We start from the raw sequence: 16,083 nt of genomic DNA on the forward strand, positions 1-16,083 counted from the left end.
TCCATTCATTATAGAGGTTATTCAAAAAGTCGACTTTTGATCACGAAGCAGGCCGAGAAGCGGATTCGACATCGAATCTTGAATTCAGCCGGGCCTTCCGGTGCTCACGTACCCAAATCGTACGCTCCGCTCCTCAGGCCCTAGCTTCATCCAACCTTCTCGGTGCTGAAAATCCGACTTTTTGAACTCGCACTTATAGATCATAGATCGAGAGGAGCTTGCAAATGATTGAGCAAACATCCAAGTGGAACAGAAGGGTCTGGTCGTCCGCATTACTGGTTATCGTGTTAGTCGCAGGGGTAGCCGGCTGCAGCCAGCCGAAAGAAGAGACAGGAAGCGTAGATAAAAAACCCGTAATCACCGTGTCCAACTATGACAGAGGCAATATCCCGGCCGCGGAGGGAAGTGTGGAGGAGAACCGCTGGACCCAATGGATCAACGAACATTCACCGGTCGAAGCCAAGTTTGTACCTGTGCTCCGGTCGGAGGCGGTTCAGAAGTTGAATGTGATGTTCGCGTCCGGCAGCGCGCCGGATCTGGTGAATGATTATGATACGGGATTCCGGGATTCCCTATACCAGCAGAAGCAGTTGCTGCCCCTGGACGATTACTTGCAGTATGCCCCCGAATACGAGAAATTGCTGGAGAAGTACCCTCAATTGCGCGAAGTGGGCACCAAGCCGGACGGCAAGCTGTACGAAATCGGCAAAATCAATGAGCCCCATCTGCAAAGCGTGGCGTTTATCCGGATGGATTGGTTGAAGAAGCTGAATCTGGAGGTCCCGAAGACAACCGAAGAGCTGATTACGGTGTTGAAGGCTTTTGTTGAGCAAGATCCGGACGGCAACGGCAAGAAGGATACGTACGGGACGAATATCAGCTATACCTCCGGCGGCATGGTGGATTCCATGTTCGGCGCGGGCGGCTGGGCGATCTCCGACGACAAAATTATCCGCAGCTGGGAGAATACGCTGGAAGCGACGAAATTCAAGAAGAGACTGTTCGACGAAGGACTGATCGACCCGGATTACCTGGCGGACACGAACGGCTCGAAAGCAAAGCAGGATTACTTGAACGGCAAGGTGGGCGTCTACCTGCCTCCGCAGATCAATAACTGGTTTGAGAATACGGTCACCGATCTCAAAACGATCAGGAGAGTGGTTCCGGAGGCGGAAATTGCCCCGATGATGCAGCCGAAGTCGCCTATGGGGTTATTTACTCATCACGTTACCAACCCGATTCAGATGACAACCGTGGTTAACGCTGCGGCCAAAGATCCCAAGGCCGTGATGGAGTATCTCAACTTTATGCTCCAGCCGGATACGGCGCTGACACTGAGAAAGGGGCTGGAAGGAGAGCATTGGAACAAGGGAGCGGACGGTGCGCCCGTCGTGATCGATCTCGACAAGAATGCGAAGGAAGTGGATTGGGCGGCGGACTACACCATGTTCTATTCCCTCCCGCAGAACCCGTTCTTGACCTCGGTATCGGCATTTAATGTGGAGGATCCGGATCAGAAGGCGGGGCTGGAGATGATGCAGCAAGCCGACCAATTCCTGCTTAATCCGGAAGCCAAATATCCCGCTCTGAGCCATTATGAGCATATGCCGGTTCTGCCCAGCGACCTGGTCGTTGTCAATACCAACGTGGACAAAGAAGTGAAAGACATCATTGTCAAAGGAATCATCGGCGGGTCCAAATATACGGCCGAGCAAGCGATTGCGGATGCCCAAGCAGCCTGGGAGAAGGGCGGCGGCAAGCAGATTGAGGAATATATGAATACATGGTATCAAGAAAATAAAGATACGGCCTTCCTGGGCGATGATGTATTGGAAATGGTCCGGTCTCAGTTAAAATAAAAATAAATAAAGACTTGGTTCGGTAGCTGCCGGGCCAAGTTTTGTTTTAAGATAAATACGATGAAAGGGTTTACAATTTGAAGTGCATCATTGTTTCGGGGAGGGAACCGGACTGAATCCGATAAGCTGGCCGGGAAGGATTGCCGGAAAAATAAAGGGCAGCTTCAAATTGAAGTTGATTGTGCTGCTCTCGTGTATGGTTACGCTAGCTTTCACCTTAGCGGGGTGGCTGGTTTACCGTTTAAATGTCCAATTGATGGAGGATGAGATCAGCAAGCAGTTCTCTATCGCCAATGAACAGGCTTTGGCCAGATTGGAACTCACTTTCCAGGAGGTAAGCCGGGTATCCCAATCCATCATCCTGAACCCTTCGATCGAATTGTTCGTCAAAGAGAGCCTGGATCCCGGAGGGGATCTCTATACTCAATTCAAGAACCGGAAGTATGTGGAGGAGCAACTGACTACGCTGCAAGTGGATGCGCCGTCGATCCGTTCGATTTTTCTGTTCAATGAAAACGGAGAATTGGCGGTTCTCTCCAACCATGGAGCGTCCGGCGAACCGGGGCCCGAGGAAATGGCCCTTGTGATGAGCAAGCTAGAGTCGCATCGGGGGAACTTGGTCTGGGGGCGGGCCAGTCTGCCCAGCCCTGTGGATCCCGGCGGACGCCGCACGGTGCTGATTGCCGCCAGACGAATGCTGAATGACAAGCTGATTCCGTACGGAACCATGGTGGTGGTGATGGAGGAGAATCTGGTATCCAAAGTGCTGCGGGATCTGACGGCGAACGGCAACGGCAAGGTGCTGCTGCTGGAGCCCCTGGGGGGAATGTTGTATTCCAATACGAACGCGGAGGAGACGGCGCAGCTCATGCGCTTGATCAATGCCGGCGATCCTCAATATGCCAAGATGAACGGGGTCACGTATTTATTTGTCCGCCATCGTCTGGAACCGGCCGGCTTTACTTTATACGGAGGGGTGTCTCTGGAGGAGATCCAGCGCAAAAACAAAGATATCATCCATATCTTCATCGTTGCCGGAATTGGCGTCGTGCTTCTCAGCGCGCTGCTGATTACGATCTCTACCCGAACTCTGCTGATGCCCCTGGCCGATCTGATGAGAGGGCTGCGCAAATTACGCGCAGGGGATTTCTCGGCCCGGATCAGCGTCCGTTCCGGCGATGAGCTCGGGTTTATCAGCGAGAGCTTCAACGGCATGGCGGAGCAAGTGAGCACTCTCATCAACAAAGTGTACCTGGCCCAGATCAGCCAGCGGGAATCGGAGTTAAAAGCCATTCAGGCGCAGTTAAACCCTCATTATCTGCATAATCTGTTCAATGAACTGTATTGGAAACTGTATAACGATGATCAGACGGAGGCGGCTCTTCTGATCAACGCCATCTCGGAGATGCTGAAGTATTCGCTTCAATCCGTCAAGACCGATACAACGCTGGGGGAAGAACTGCAACAGGTGCGGAATTACATTAAGATTCAGACGACATTGTTTACCGGCGAGATCGAAACGATCATTCAGGCAGAAGAATCCTTGCTGGACCTGCGGATGATGAGATGCCTGCTGCTGCCGGTGGTGGAGAACGTTTTTGTGCATGCCTTCCGTAACATGGACGAAGATCGGGTGCTCCGGGTGAAGGCGGCTTTACGGGAGGAAGCGCTGCATATCGAAGTGGCTGACAACGGCTGCGGAATGGAAGACAGCACTTTATATGCGTTGAAGGAAGCCCGGGATGCGCTGCCGGAGAACAACAAAACGGGGATCGGCTTCAAAAGCGTGCTGCGGCGCATCGAGCTGGTGTACGGGGCGCCTTACGGAGTAGAGATTTCCAGCGTTAAGGGAAAAGGAACGACCGTTCACATCAAGCTCCCCGTTCAGACGATGCCGCAAGCGTATTAAGTCAGGCATCTCGGAGCGAGTAGGGTTTCGAGTCAATCCCGGAGGAGGAAAGAGGATGAAAGGCAAGCTGTTTATCGCGGAGGATCAGCCGAATTTTCGCAAAGGACTGCTCAAGCTGGCCGGGAAACGGTCCGCCGAGTGGGTGGTGGCAGGAGAAGCGGCCAATGGCCGGGCCGCCTTGTCTTCGATGGAGCATAATGTCCCGGATTTGCTGCTGACCGATATCCGCATGCCTCATATGGATGGACTGGAGCTGGCCGAGGCCATCAAGGCTCGCGGCTGGGGGACCAAGATTGTGATCATCACGGGCTTTAAGGATTTTGCTTACGCCCAGTCCGCCCTCAAGTTCGGCGTGCTGGACTTTATCACGAAACCTTGCGTGGAAGCGGATATCTTAAGCATGCTCGACCGGACTTATGTACGGCTGATCGAAGAGAATCAATCCGGGCGGCTGGTGGAGGATTGGAAGCGCCAGCATGAAGACAGCCAGCTTCGCTCGGCGATTATGGGCATGTCCTGCAACAAAGAGGAGGTGAAGGCATTGCTTGGACGGATGCAGGAAGGCGAGCTTTACTTCCTCAGCATTCCTGCGTATTTCTCCCCGGAAAAACACTATTCCGCCCAGGATATGCCGCTGTTGCAATTTGCGCTCAGCAACATCGTCAGAGAGCATCTGCATAAATGGTACGGCGATGGGTTTCGGTTGTTCTCCTTGAGTTCATCGGAATGGGCCTTATTGGTCGACCGGGCGGCGCCCCAGCCGGAAATGCCTGCCTCCTGGCAGGAGACGCTCACCGAGTCGATTCAGCATTATCTGAAGCTGTCGCTGGCCTGTTGCGAACAAGGGCGATGTCGCACGGCGGAGGACCTCCGCCAAGCTTACGAGCGCTATTGCAGCAGACCGGGCCGGGAGGCGGCTGCCGATAACGCGGCAGTTTATGGACCTTTGCTTAATCAGACGGCTCTTTACGAAAAGGAGAAGGAAATTGTATCCTGGTTAATGTCGGGAGACAACGGCCGGCTGAACAAAGAGCTTCAGGATCAGGCGGCGCGAATCGGCAATCTGCCCCCGCAAACCGCCAGAATCGAGGCCCTGCTTCTGGCCACGGCCCTTCTCCGGCTGGTGCAGGTCCAGTTTCCCGAATGGCGGATGGCCGCGCGTTCCATCGAATGGGGGGCCGTCTACAAATGCGAGACGCCCGAAGAGATTACGGCTTGGCTGCAGGTATATATCCATGATTTCCTGTGCTCCCACAACCACTGGCTAGCCGGCAAAAATGACAATCCCGTCAAGCAAGCGATTCGGTTTATCGAGGAGAAGTATATGGACGAATGCGGTTTGGCCGAGGTGGCGGCCCATGTGCATCTCAATCCCAGCTACTTCAGCAACCTGTTCAAGAAAGAAACCGGCGAAAGTGTCACCGCCTATATCCAGCACTTGCGCGTACAGAAAGCGAAGCTGCTGCTCAAAAGCACTGATATGAAAATTTTCGAAATCGCCCAGGCTATCGGTTTCAACGATTCCAATTACTTCACGAATACCTTCAATAAAATAGAAGGGCGCTCGCCAAAGGAGTATCGCAAGCAGACCTCGGCAATCACGTGCGATAGATAGAAGGAGATCAAACCACAACGATGCTAACATATACAAAGAGGAGTGGATGAGCATGAATTCGGATTGGAAACGAGCGGAGGAAGCGTTAAGACTTGTCGAGCTGGAAGGTCAAGAAAACAATAAGCCGGTTTCGGTCATTCGGTTTCCGGCACATCTGCGCTGTATCGGCATTGGTACGGATGCCGCCGTATTTTATGACCCGGCCACCCCTGATTACGCCTATAAAGTGTATACCCCACAGGCGATAGAGAAGAAGGAGGTTGAGGCGAACATCTATGATCGGTTAAATGGGTCGCCTTATTTTGCCAAGTGTTATGGTGTAGGTTCGAACTATTTGGTGTTAAGTTTAGAACAAGGGATGACGTTGTATGATTGTCTTCTGTACGGAGTGCCGGTTCCCGAGCAAGCTATCCAAGACGTGGAGGAAGCCCGTCGGTTTGTCCGAAGTCAGGGCCTGAACCCAAGGGACATTCATCTTAAGAACGTGCTCCTGCAAGAGGGCAGGGGCAAAGTCCTCGATGTTTCGGAATATGTCAAAGAGGGCAACGACAACAGGTGGGAGCACTTGGCCTGGGCATACCAGCACGTTTATCCGCTCATTAGCGGGACAAAAGTTCCATTGTGGATATTGGAGACGATAACCAACTGGTATAACCGGATCGATACGGCAACCTTCGGAATCGAAGACTTTGCCAAACGGGTGAGCGGTCTGTTTTTTGGCGAGCGTAAATAATGGGGACTTAAGAGTGCTTATAAGATAGGATAACGATTTCATTGCACAACTTTTTGGCCAGCCGAATGCGCAAGACAGCACAAATTGCCGCCAACACGAGCAGGGTGAAGCCGGTAAACCAAACGATCGAGTCGCCATTGGGGGCAAACCCCAGCCTTTTTAGGAGCATGGCGGCATGTATCATTTGAACTTCGCTCCTAAATGGTGGATTTGACACGGCGAACGCCTAAAAAACATAAATCATAATATGGAACTTTAAGAAACTATGACGAAATCATAGTTTCTTTTTTTGTCATAATTCCCCGCAAGCCTTGATAGGAGTGTGGTTTTCGACAAATACGAGCACCAATTCCGTCTATTTCTCTCCTAATCTATGATGCTTTAGAAAAATATAGCAGGAATAATGGCGAAATATGTAAAATATATCAATTGCAATCTCTTTTTTGGGATATTTTGCGAGATTGACGATCTATGGAATAAGGAGGGAGATGGATAGACCGATCGTTTCGGCTCCTTGGTTAGGAGCGCTAGATTAAAAGTGCGGGGAGGAGTAAGCATTGACTCAGACACAAGCATTCCGTAAGGCAGGGCTTTGGCTGCTCGCTTTGGCCCTTATTGTTCCGCTGTTTTCGTTTACCGCGTTAGTTGACGGCAAGCCGGCCGGAGCCGCAGGATCCCACAAACTGGTGGGCTATTGGCACAATTTCGATAATGGCTCCAGCAATATTCGGCTGCGGGAGGTTTCGCCGGATTTTGACGTCATTCAGGTCGCATTTGCCGAACCTACAGGAGGATCGACGAGCGGAAACATGGTGTTTCAGCCTTATAACGCTTCTGTAAGCGAATTTCAGACCGACATTCGTTACCTGCAAGGACAAGGCAAAAAGGTGTTGATCTCCATCGGAGGAGCCAACGGAACCGTGGACCTGTCTTCCGATCAGGCTCGGCAAAATTTTGTCAGAACGATGAAGGGGATTATCGATACTTACGGCTTTAACGGTTTGGATATTGATCTGGAAGGAAGTTCGTTGTCCTTGAACGGTGGCGACACGGATTTCAGAAACCCGACGACGCCCCGAATTGTGAATTTGATCTCCGCGGTGAAGGACATTCTGAACAGCTACAGTTCGGACTTCATGCTGACCATGGCTCCGGAAACGGCGTACGTGCAAGGCGGTTACGTAGCGTACGGCGGTCCTTGGGGCGCTTATTTGCCGGTGATCTACGCTCTGCGCGATCAATTGGATTATCTGCATGTTCAGCATTACAATTCCGGCCCCATGACCGGACTTGACGGCAAATCTTATGCGCAAGGAACGGCGGATTTTCAAGTAGCCATGGCCGAGATGCTGCTGCAAGGATTTAATGTTGGCGGCAATGCGAATTATAAATTCCCGGCGCTTCGTCCGGAACAGCTGCTCATCGGGCTTCCGGCCACGCAAGCGGCGGCGGGCGGCGGTTATACAACACCGGCGAATGTGCACAAGGCGCTCGATTATCTCATGAAAGGCCAATCGTTCGGCGGCAGCTACACCTTGCGTAATCCGCAAGGTTATCCCGGCTTCAAAGGTCTGATGACCTGGTCGATCAACTGGGATAAAGTAGCCAACTATGAATTTTCCCGCTCTCACCGCGCCTATCTGGACGGCTTTGGGACAGACCCGGGACCGGGACCAGGACCCGACCCGAGTCCCGACACAACGCCGCCTACCGCTCCAAGCCAACTTCGCGTGACGGCGACTACGCCGAATAGCGTCACCTTGGCGTGGAATGCTTCCACGGATAACGTGGGCGTCACCGGATACTCCGTCTCCTACGACGTAGGCAGCTTAAACGTCAGCGACACCACGGCGACCATCAGCGGTTTGTCTCCGAATACGACGTATACGTTTACCGTTAGCGCCAAAGACGCCGCCGGCAACGTTTCCGCAGCTGCATCCGTCCAAGGGAAGACGGCCGTGCAAGACACCCCGGGCGAAGCTCAACCTTGGCAGGCTTGGGTATCCTATAGCGTAAACGATCAGGTAACCTACAACGGCAGCGTTTATACCTGCATCCAGGCGCACACTTCCCTTCCGGGATGGGAGCCGGCCAATGTGCCCGCTTTGTGGCAGTTGAAGTAGGGGACAACGCAGCGCACGATTTAAGTTTATAAGAAGAGAAACCCGCGTCTTGGTAAAAGGCGCGGGTTTCTTGCATTAAACATAGTATCCCCGTGCCTCGAGCTTCGGCTGAATCACCTCGGCGATTGACAGATGTACATAAAGAATAATATTATATAAACATACTGTATAGTATCTTTATAATATACTGTTGAGTTTGTATTGGGGTGATGAGTTTGAAAGTTAGGGACAAGGTGTTTCAAGCTGCTGAACAATTGGCGAAGACGATGCCTTTCGATCACATTACATTTGCCGAAATCGCTCAAGTGGCGGAGGTACATTGGACCACGGTTCGCAGACATTTCGGCAGCAAATCGAACATGAGGGAATGGCTGCAGGAGCGGCAAGCGAATCAGGGCTCCGATTTGACCGACACGAAATCCCGTGTGCTGGAGGCGGCTGCGCACGTGTTTTCAACTTGCGGCTTTGCGAATTCTTCTTTAGACAAGGTAGCCGAACATGCGGGACTCAGCAAAGGGGCGGTATATTGGCATTTCTCCAGTAAACAAGACCTGTTTCTGGCGATTTTGGAACGAACGTATGAGCAGCAGCTTCGGTTGCTTCCCGTTGAAGTGGAGCGGATTCTGTCTTCGGAGGAGCCGATGAGTGCTCTTACAGACTGGTTGGAGCTTCAATTGCTTTGTTTGGAGTCGGACGGGGAGCAACCTACGTTGTTTCTGGAATTTCTGGTTTCCGGACGAGAGGCGGAGATTCGGGAGAAATTGCAAAAGCTGCATGGGCACTTAATGAATGAAATCGGCGTTCTATTGCAAGAAATGCAGCGCAGAGGGCAGCTAGCGGACGAGGTCGATCCCCGGTCGGTAGCCGTGATGTTGGACGCATTGTTAAAAGGGGTTCTGATCGAGTGGATTCTCGACCCGAGACCTGAATCTTTGCGAGCGCTTATCCTGACGATTTCAAGAACGTTATGGCAAGGCTTAGGGTTGTCAGGGTGAGGAGGAATAAATGGATGATCGCGATAGCGTTATTTGGGGTGTTGGTGACAGTTCTTTATTTGTATGGCCAATACAGGTTTCGTATGGGGGAGAAACAATTTCCTCCGACCGGGGAGTTTATTACCGTTGAAGGCATTAAGCTTCACTATATAAGCAAAGGCGAAGGGAAGCCGATCGTATTTCTGCACGGCGGGGTGCTGACCGGGAATGATTTCGCTCAAGTACTGGAGTTGGCCGCTGCCAGCGGGTATCGCGGAATTTCATTTGATCGTCCCGGTTATGGTTACAGCGAAAGGCCCGAAAATGAGCCGGTTACGCCCAAAATGCAAGCGAGGCTGCTTCACCAAGCTTTAGCGAAACTTGGCATCGAGAAACCGATTTTGGTTGGCCATTCGTGGAGTGGAGTATTGGTGCTAACTTATGCACTTGAGTATCCCGATGATCTGTCGGGGGTGATCACATTGGGCGCGGGCATGTACCCCGAGGGATATCCCGCCGAGAAAGGCGATCCGATTTCTACCGTTGTCACCACCCCGGTACTGGGCGATGCCTTGATGAATACGCTTCTGGCGGTTTTGGGTCCCCCTCTAGCGGATAACATTCTGAAGGAAACCTTTAAGCCGGAGCAAGTCCCCGATGGATATCGACAAGCCACCTATGCCTATTGGCTTCGCCCCTCGCAATTTAAAGCTAACCGAGAAGATGTGCTTGCTTTTGTTCCGGCCGTGAAAGACCTGATGGGACGGTATAAAGAAATTAAAACGCCGCTTGTCATTGTAGTTGGAGCCGATGATCCGTTCGAAACAAGAGAGCACAGTTACCGATTACACCAAGAGCTGCCAACCTCAACGCTGATCGTGGAGCCCCATATGGCCCACATGATTCCTCAGAATCATCCGGACGTGGTTATGAAAGCGGTGGAGACTTTCCACCTCCTTGTATTCTCCCACCCTCTCGAATCATAATAGATTTAAGAATGACAAGGGGAAGTGAAAGAATGAACAAAGTCCTGCTGCTGGAAGATGATTTAAGCCTGATTGACGGGCTTTCGTATTCGTTGACGAAGCATGGGCTCGAATTGGATATTGCGCGGACGGTCAGGGAGGCGGAGGTTTTGTTGGCGGAAGGGAAAGCGGACGGCGTATATGATTTGCTGATCTTGGATGTGTCCTTGCCGGACGGATCCGGCTTTGAGATCTGCCGAAAGGTGCGGCAGGTTTCGAAGGTTCCGATTGTTTTTCTGACGGCGTCGGACGAGGAAGTGAATATGGTGATGGGCCTGGATATGGGCGGCGATGATTATATAACCAAACCGTTTAAGTTGGGGGTGCTGGTGTCGAGGATCAATGCGGTGCTGCGGAGGGCGAAGGATTTTGGCGCGGCGGAGGCGGAGATGGCGTCGAACGGCATCAAGGTGTTCCTTCTGCAGGGACAAGCTTATAAGGACGGGACGGCTCTGCCCTTGACGGCCGCGGAATATAGGCTGCTGTGCTTGCTGATGAGCCATCCGAATCGGGTTCTCTCCAAAGATATGATCTTGGACAAGCTGTGGGATGGGCAGGGAAGTTATGTGGATGACAATACGCTGGCGGTATATATTCGCAGGCTGCGCATGAAGATCGAGGAGGATCCGAATCATCCGCAAATCCTGTTGACGGTCAGAGGCATGGGGTATAAGTGGAAAGTGACGAATTGAGGTGGGACGATGCGCGTATTAACCAATCCGGACATTAAAAAGCTGTTTATTTCCCTGTTAGGCATTTTGTTGTTGTTTATGGTTGTCCCAGCTTTGGATCGGGACGTCCGGCGGGGGATGGCGTCTGGGCTTTTTCTTGCTTTCGCTTTCGGTCGCCGCAGGTGTGCTGGGGAGCTGCCTCCTGTACTTTAAAAGACAGGACCGCCTGATGGAGGAGGCCATCTCTCAAATCTCTCTTTTTCTAACGGGCAATTCCCATGCGCGGATCGATTGCGACAGCGAAGGGAGCCTTTATAAGTTGTTTCACGCGGTGAACACGCTGGCTACGACGCTGGATGCGCATGCCGTCAAGGAACAGAAAACGAAAGAGTTCCTGAAGGACACGATCTCAGATATTTCCCATCAGCTAAAAACGCCCCTGGCCGCGCTCAATATTTACAACGGACTTTTGCAGGACGACAGCGAGGATCCGGCCGCCCTGCGGGAATTTGCGGTCAAATCGGAACGGGAAATCGACCGGATCGAAACGCTGGTCCAAAGCCTGTTGAAGATAACCAAATGGGATGCCGGTTCGATTCTACTTGAGAAGCATCCCGAGAACATCTCCGATCTGATGAACGACCTCCGGCTGCATTTTGAAACGCGCGTCAAGCTGGAGCGAAAAACGATAACCCTGTCGGGGCTACCGCAGGCCGCGTTGGTTTGTGATCGGGGCTGGATTCTGGAAGCCGTAAGCAACGTGGTGAAAAACGCGCTGGACCATACGGAAACCGGCGGTCATATCGTCATTGAGTGGAACGAGCTGCCTTCCGTGACGCAAATTGCGGTCAAGGATAACGGAAGCGGGATTCACCCGGAAGATATTCATCATATTTTCAAGCGGTTTTACCGCAGCCGCTATTCGAAGGATACGCAAGGTGTCGGCCTGGGCCTGCCGCTAGCCAAAGCTATCGTTGAAGCGCATGACGGCAATATCATGGTGGACAGCACCTTGGGGAAGGGCAGCATCTTTGTGATGAATTTTCTCAACCTTACGAAACCGTAAGCCGGAATTCATGGCAGCGTAAGCCGCAGAGAGTAAACTCCGTGATAGAAAGGAGTGAGCGAAGTTGAATCTGTTGGAAGTGAATTCCGTATGCAAAATCTATGGAACCGGCGAAACGGCCGTGCACGCTTTGAGAAATGTTAGCTTTACCGTGCCCAAAGGCGAGTTTGTTGCGGTGGTCGGAGAGTCCGGTTCCGGAAAAAGCACGCTGCTGAATATGATCGGGGCTCTGGATACGCCCACGTCCGGCAATGTGAGAATCGACGGGAACGATATTTTCCGCATGAAGGACGAGAAACTGACCCTGTTCCGCCGCCGAAATATCGGCTTTATCTTCCAGGCCTTCAACCTGATCCCGGAGCTTAATGTGGAGCAAAATATCACCTTTCCTTTGCTGCTCGATTATAGGAAGCCGGACCCGGCGTATGTGGAAGAAATCCTGGCCGTCCTGTCCTTGACGGACCGGCGCAAGCATTTGCCCCGCCAGTTATCCGGCGGCCAGCAGCAGCGCGTGGCGATCGGCCGGGCCTTGATTACCCGCCCGATGCTGATTCTGGCGGACGAGCCTACCGGCAACTTGGACAGCCAAAACAGTAACGAGGTCATTTCCCTCCTGAAAACGGCATCCAAACGCTATCAGCAGACGATCATCATGATTACACATAACCGGAGCGTGGCTTCGACGGCGGATCGGGTACTGCAGGTATCGGACGGCGTTCTTACCGATTTAGGGGTGTACGCCGAATGAAGAGCTATCTGGGTCTGGTTTCGGAGTATGCCAAAGTTCACCGCAAGAAAAACCGTCTTACCGTCATTTGCATCGCCATCTCGGTGATGTTGGTTGTGGCGGTGTTCGGAATGGCGGATATGAGCGTGAAAGCCCAAATCAACGAGAATATCCGGCAAAAGGGGAATTACCATGCCGTCCTGACCGGGATCTCGGACGACACCGCCGGGCAAATCGCACGGCGAAGCGATGTGAATGTTGCGGGTTGGATCGGGATGGCCGAGGATACGGTTTTTCAAGGAAAAAAACTGCTTATTCAAGGCGGCGAGCAAGATATCTCCGAACAGATGAACTTGGTCGTGGCCGAGGGGGCGTATCCGGCTTCTGAAAGGGAAGCTTTGCTTGACCGGCCGGCCCTTGAGCAATTCGGCCTGTCGCTCGGGGATCCGATTGAAATTGCTTTCGGCGACGGGCAGAAGCGGGAGTACCGGATTACAGGGACGTACAACGATTTTTCCAGTTTGAAAGGGACGGATTCCCATGGCCTGTATCTGTCGATCGAAGGGATTCGCGCGCTTCCGTCCGAAATCAAAGAATATTATTATGTTCAATTCAAAGGAAACGTGAACTCAAACCGGGCGCTTTCCGATATCAAAGCGGAGTTTGGGTTGACCGGGCAACAGGTGTCCACGAACCTGATCCTGCTTGGATTGATGGGGCAGAGCAAAGACAGTTCGATGATCGATCTCTACCTCACGGCGGGCATTCTCTTTGTGCTGATCACGATGGCCGCCACGTTTATGATCGCCAGCAGTTTTAATATGAGCGTGCTGGAACGGACGCAATTTTTCGGCCTGCTGCGTTGTCTTGGCGCTACGAAAAAACAAATCAAACGGTATATTCGGCGCGAAGGTTTGCGATATTGCCTGAAAGGGATCCCGATGGGGCTCTTGGCGGGATGCGGCGTGATGTGGGCGGCGGTTATGTCCCTGAACGCCCTGAATGTCAGGCACTTGCCGGCCATGCCGGTATTTCAAATCAGTTGGCCCGCACTTGCAGCCGGTACGGTCATCGGCTTTTTGGTGGTCATGCTCGCCTCCAGATCGCCGGCCCAAAGGGCAGCGAAGGTCTCTCCGCAAGCGGCCGTAACCGGAAATATCAATCGCGCGAATCATCAGTCCGTAGGCCGTGCGGCAAACACCAAATGGTTTCGCGTGGAAATAGCGATGGGGGTTAGTCACGCTTTTTCCAATAAAAAGAGTATGGTGCTGATTTCGGGTTCTTTTGCGCTTAGCATCATCCTCTTCTTGTGCTTCACGGTCTTGATTGCTTTCATGGGCCATGCCTTAAGACCTTTGAAACCTTACGCCCCGGATCTCTCCATTATGGGCGTCAAGGATTCCGTCTTGCTTGACCGTTCCCTGATGGAACAAGCCAAGGCGTTGCCGCATATCAAGAATATCTATGGACGGATGGTGTTCCGTAAGATTCCGGCAAGCCAGAAGCGGAGCGACAATCAAGCCACGTTGATTTCCTATGACAAGCCGCAATTTAAATGGGCGGAAGATAAGCTGATTTCCGGCAGCAGGGATCAGGTGCAGATCGGCAATGGGGTATTCGTCAGTTATTCGGAAGAATTGAAATGGAAGGTGGGGGACACGATTACCCTGGAGTTGCCCGGGGGAACTCAACAGGTTCAAGTGGCCGGGATTCTCTCCGATACACCGTTTGTGGCCACGAAAGGCGAATGGATCCTGATTTGCTCCGAAGCCACTTTTACCGCGCTGACCGGCATCTCGGACTATACCATTATCGACATGCAGGTCAACGAAGACATTTCCGACCAGGTCCGAAGCCTGATCACGCCGCAAATGCGGCTGCTTGACAATCAGCAAGGCAACCGCGAAACTCGCGCGGCCTATTACGCCATGGCGGTGTTTGTTTACGGGTTCTTGCTGGTGATTGCGCTGGTCGCGCTGATTAACATCCTGAATACGGTAAATGCCAGCGTGTCCAGCCGCATGAGCAACTATGGCGTGATGCGTGCGGTCGGCATGTCCGTCGAGCAGTTGAAGAGGATGGTTACGGCTGAAGCCGCCGCTTATGCGATATCGGGCAGTTTGGCGGGCGGTGTGTTCGGAATGCTGCTGCATCGTCTCTTTTTTGGAATGATGATTACCTCCAACTGGGGCGAGCCTTGGCAGCCGCCGCTCCCGATTTTGGCTGTGGCCATTCTGGCGGCGATCTTCATCACGGTTGTCGCGGTAATTTCCCCAACCCAAAAAATTGCCGAAACGAGCATCGTCCATGTGGTGAATGCGCAGTGAGTCCGAACGTGTCGTAATTATGACAAATAATATGGTGGCCTATGGACTGGGGGGCTATGATCAGAACAAGAAAAGTCTAACTAACGATCAGTCCCGATGAAATTACTCTAGAGGAGGTGGGACCTTCTGAAAATCGGTTCACAGGTTTATGTTAATGACAGTTTGGACCGATTTGGCGTTTTTTGGTGGATTGCGATTTAGGTTGCAGTCAAAATAAGGGAGGGCGAACGATGTCATTTCGAATCATTTCGATCCCGCCGTTTAAGGCGGTATCGTCCGGGGTTGATCCGAATCAAGATTTTTCGGAAAATGGGGTGCTTGGAAAGTTCGATGCCTACTTCTCCAAGCTGGAACCCGAGCCGAGGGACCGCTTCACGCCGAGGGATTTCCTGTATTACGATGCGGAGAAGGAAGGACTCGTTTGGATCTATGCCTTGACTGATGAGATGGATGCCGCAGGTTTCGAGGTGATGGACTTTGAAGGCGGGATTTATGTGACGTATCACTACAACGACGGCGACTACGAAGAGAATGATCGGTTGTATCATGAGGCTCTAGCCTGGATTGAGCAGTCCGAATTCCTTGAGTTGGACCAAAGAGCGAATCATTATGCCATGGGCCATATCATTACGCCGCCAGAAGTGACGAAGGCAACCGGTACGGCTCAAATGGAAACCTTTATCCCCGTAAAGTTGAAGAACAATTAGGAAACGAAATTGTGCAGTCAAACCGGAACCGGCCGATTCCTCTGAGATCAGAGCGAATCGGCCGGTTTTCTTCGGTGGTTCCGGATTCCCATATCCCGAAAGGGGAGGAGCCGCCGAATCCATTCTGCGGCTCTGACGCTAACGCTGGTGAGCAACGCTATTCCGGCAAAATCCCTCTTCTCGAAATTCTAACGACGCTGACACACGCTATTTGCGCGAAAATCGAGGGAAAAGGGAACAATGTGGGGGAATAAGCTTTGTAGCAAGCGTTAGAATCGAAAAACGATGTTTTTCGGCGATATAAGAACTGTGGCAAGCGTTAGCCGTTTGGGGGGGGGCGGGGGGGG

The 16,083-nt window shown here is 52.3% G+C and carries 13 protein-coding genes; 12 read left to right on the forward strand and 1 reads right to left on the reverse strand.

Annotated elements, in window-relative coordinates; translation table 11 throughout:
* Positions 1 to 224 precede the first annotated feature (224 nt).
* The 4 genes from BN3795_RS15130 to BN3795_RS15145 all read left to right on the forward strand — a co-directional run bounded on the left by BN3795_RS15130 (position 225) and on the right by BN3795_RS15145 (position 6,116).
* Positions 225 to 1,859, forward strand: coding sequence for an extracellular solute-binding protein (locus tag BN3795_RS15130; RefSeq protein WP_068785517.1), 1,635 nt, complete (start codon positions 225 to 227; stop codon positions 1,857 to 1,859).
* Positions 1,860 to 2,028: 169 nt separating this feature from the next.
* On the forward strand, positions 2,029 to 3,768 hold the full coding sequence (locus tag BN3795_RS15135) for a cache domain-containing sensor histidine kinase (protein WP_232729940.1): 1,740 nt from the start codon (positions 2,029 to 2,031) through the stop codon (positions 3,766 to 3,768).
* 55 nt (positions 3,769 to 3,823) lie between these two features.
* Positions 3,824 to 5,383: a response regulator transcription factor gene (locus tag BN3795_RS15140; RefSeq protein ID WP_068785518.1), complete on the forward strand. Its 1,560-nt coding sequence runs from the start codon at positions 3,824 to 3,826 to the stop codon at positions 5,381 to 5,383.
* A gap of 52 nt (positions 5,384 to 5,435) precedes the next feature.
* The gene (locus BN3795_RS15145; protein ID WP_068785519.1) at positions 5,436 to 6,116 is read left to right on the forward strand and encodes a protein kinase family protein; all 681 of its coding nucleotides are present in this window, start codon (positions 5,436 to 5,438) and stop codon (positions 6,114 to 6,116) included.
* Positions 6,117 to 6,123: 7 nt separating this feature from the next.
* On the opposite strand, the gene BN3795_RS25600 is transcribed toward BN3795_RS15145, so the two are convergent.
* Positions 6,124 to 6,300, reverse strand: coding sequence for a hypothetical protein (locus BN3795_RS25600; protein ID WP_198524728.1), 177 nt, complete (start codon positions 6,298 to 6,300; stop codon positions 6,124 to 6,126).
* Positions 6,301 to 6,673: 373 nt separating this feature from the next.
* Here BN3795_RS25600 and BN3795_RS15150 point away from each other — a divergent pair, with 373 nt between their 5' ends.
* From BN3795_RS15150 to BN3795_RS15185, 8 genes are all read left to right on the forward strand, one after another.
* Positions 6,674 to 8,239, forward strand: a complete 1,566-nt coding sequence (locus BN3795_RS15150; RefSeq protein ID WP_068785520.1) for a carbohydrate-binding protein — start codon at positions 6,674 to 6,676, stop codon at positions 8,237 to 8,239.
* A 209-nt stretch (positions 8,240 to 8,448) separates the two neighbouring features.
* The gene (locus BN3795_RS15155) at positions 8,449 to 9,234 is read left to right on the forward strand and encodes a TetR/AcrR family transcriptional regulator (RefSeq protein WP_110945196.1); all 786 of its coding nucleotides are present in this window, start codon (positions 8,449 to 8,451) and stop codon (positions 9,232 to 9,234) included.
* 14 nt (positions 9,235 to 9,248) lie between these two features.
* Positions 9,249 to 10,199 (forward strand): alpha/beta fold hydrolase, encoded by a 951-nt coding sequence (locus BN3795_RS15160; protein WP_068785522.1) that lies wholly within the window; start codon positions 9,249 to 9,251, stop codon positions 10,197 to 10,199.
* A gap of 32 nt (positions 10,200 to 10,231) precedes the next feature.
* Positions 10,232 to 10,930 (forward strand): response regulator transcription factor, encoded by a 699-nt coding sequence (locus tag BN3795_RS15165; RefSeq protein WP_068785523.1) that lies wholly within the window; start codon positions 10,232 to 10,234, stop codon positions 10,928 to 10,930.
* Between the two features lie 82 nt (positions 10,931 to 11,012).
* A complete protein-coding gene (locus tag BN3795_RS15170; RefSeq protein WP_198524729.1) occupies positions 11,013 to 11,975 on the forward strand; it encodes a sensor histidine kinase in 963 nt (320 codons plus the stop codon).
* Positions 11,976 to 12,039: 64 nt separating this feature from the next.
* Positions 12,040 to 12,723 carry an ABC transporter ATP-binding protein gene (locus BN3795_RS15175; protein ID WP_068785524.1) on the forward strand — a complete coding sequence of 228 codons (684 nt, stop codon included), beginning with the start codon at positions 12,040 to 12,042 and terminating at the stop codon, positions 12,721 to 12,723.
* Complete coding sequence (locus BN3795_RS15180; RefSeq protein ID WP_068785525.1) at positions 12,720 to 15,029, forward strand: FtsX-like permease family protein; 2,310 nt, start codon at positions 12,720 to 12,722, stop codon at positions 15,027 to 15,029. Before BN3795_RS15175 ends, BN3795_RS15180 begins: the two co-directional genes overlap by 4 nt.
* A 230-nt stretch (positions 15,030 to 15,259) precedes the next feature.
* Complete coding sequence (locus tag BN3795_RS15185; RefSeq protein ID WP_068785526.1) at positions 15,260 to 15,736, forward strand: GyrI-like domain-containing protein; 477 nt, start codon at positions 15,260 to 15,262, stop codon at positions 15,734 to 15,736.
* Positions 15,737 to 16,083: the final 347 nt, after the last annotated feature.

The organism is Paenibacillus phocaeensis, assembly GCF_900021165.1.
GTDB classification, from domain to species: Bacteria; Bacillota; Bacilli; order Paenibacillales; family Paenibacillaceae; genus Fontibacillus; species Fontibacillus phocaensis.

Excerpts from the sequence above, each read along its gene's own strand:
- BN3795_RS15165 (WP_068785523.1), top strand. The coding sequence starts at position 10,232 with ATGAACAAAGTCCTGCTGCTGGAAGATGATTTAAGCCTGATTGACGGG.
- BN3795_RS15130 (WP_068785517.1), top strand. The coding sequence starts at position 225 with ATGATTGAGCAAACATCCAAGTGGAACAGAAGGGTCTGGTCGTCCGCA.
- BN3795_RS15140 (WP_068785518.1), top strand. The coding sequence starts at position 3,824 with ATGAAAGGCAAGCTGTTTATCGCGGAGGATCAGCCGAATTTTCGCAAA.
- BN3795_RS15185 (WP_068785526.1), top strand. The coding sequence starts at position 15,260 with ATGTCATTTCGAATCATTTCGATCCCGCCGTTTAAGGCGGTATCGTCC.
- BN3795_RS25600 (WP_198524728.1), bottom strand. The coding sequence starts at position 6,300 with ATGATACATGCCGCCATGCTCCTAAAAAGGCTGGGGTTTGCCCCCAAT.
- BN3795_RS15145 (WP_068785519.1), top strand. The coding sequence starts at position 5,436 with ATGAATTCGGATTGGAAACGAGCGGAGGAAGCGTTAAGACTTGTCGAG.
- BN3795_RS15180 (WP_068785525.1), top strand. The coding sequence starts at position 12,720 with ATGAAGAGCTATCTGGGTCTGGTTTCGGAGTATGCCAAAGTTCACCGC.
- BN3795_RS15160 (WP_068785522.1), top strand. The coding sequence starts at position 9,249 with ATGATCGCGATAGCGTTATTTGGGGTGTTGGTGACAGTTCTTTATTTG.
- BN3795_RS15155 (WP_110945196.1), top strand. The coding sequence starts at position 8,449 with ATGAGTTTGAAAGTTAGGGACAAGGTGTTTCAAGCTGCTGAACAATTG.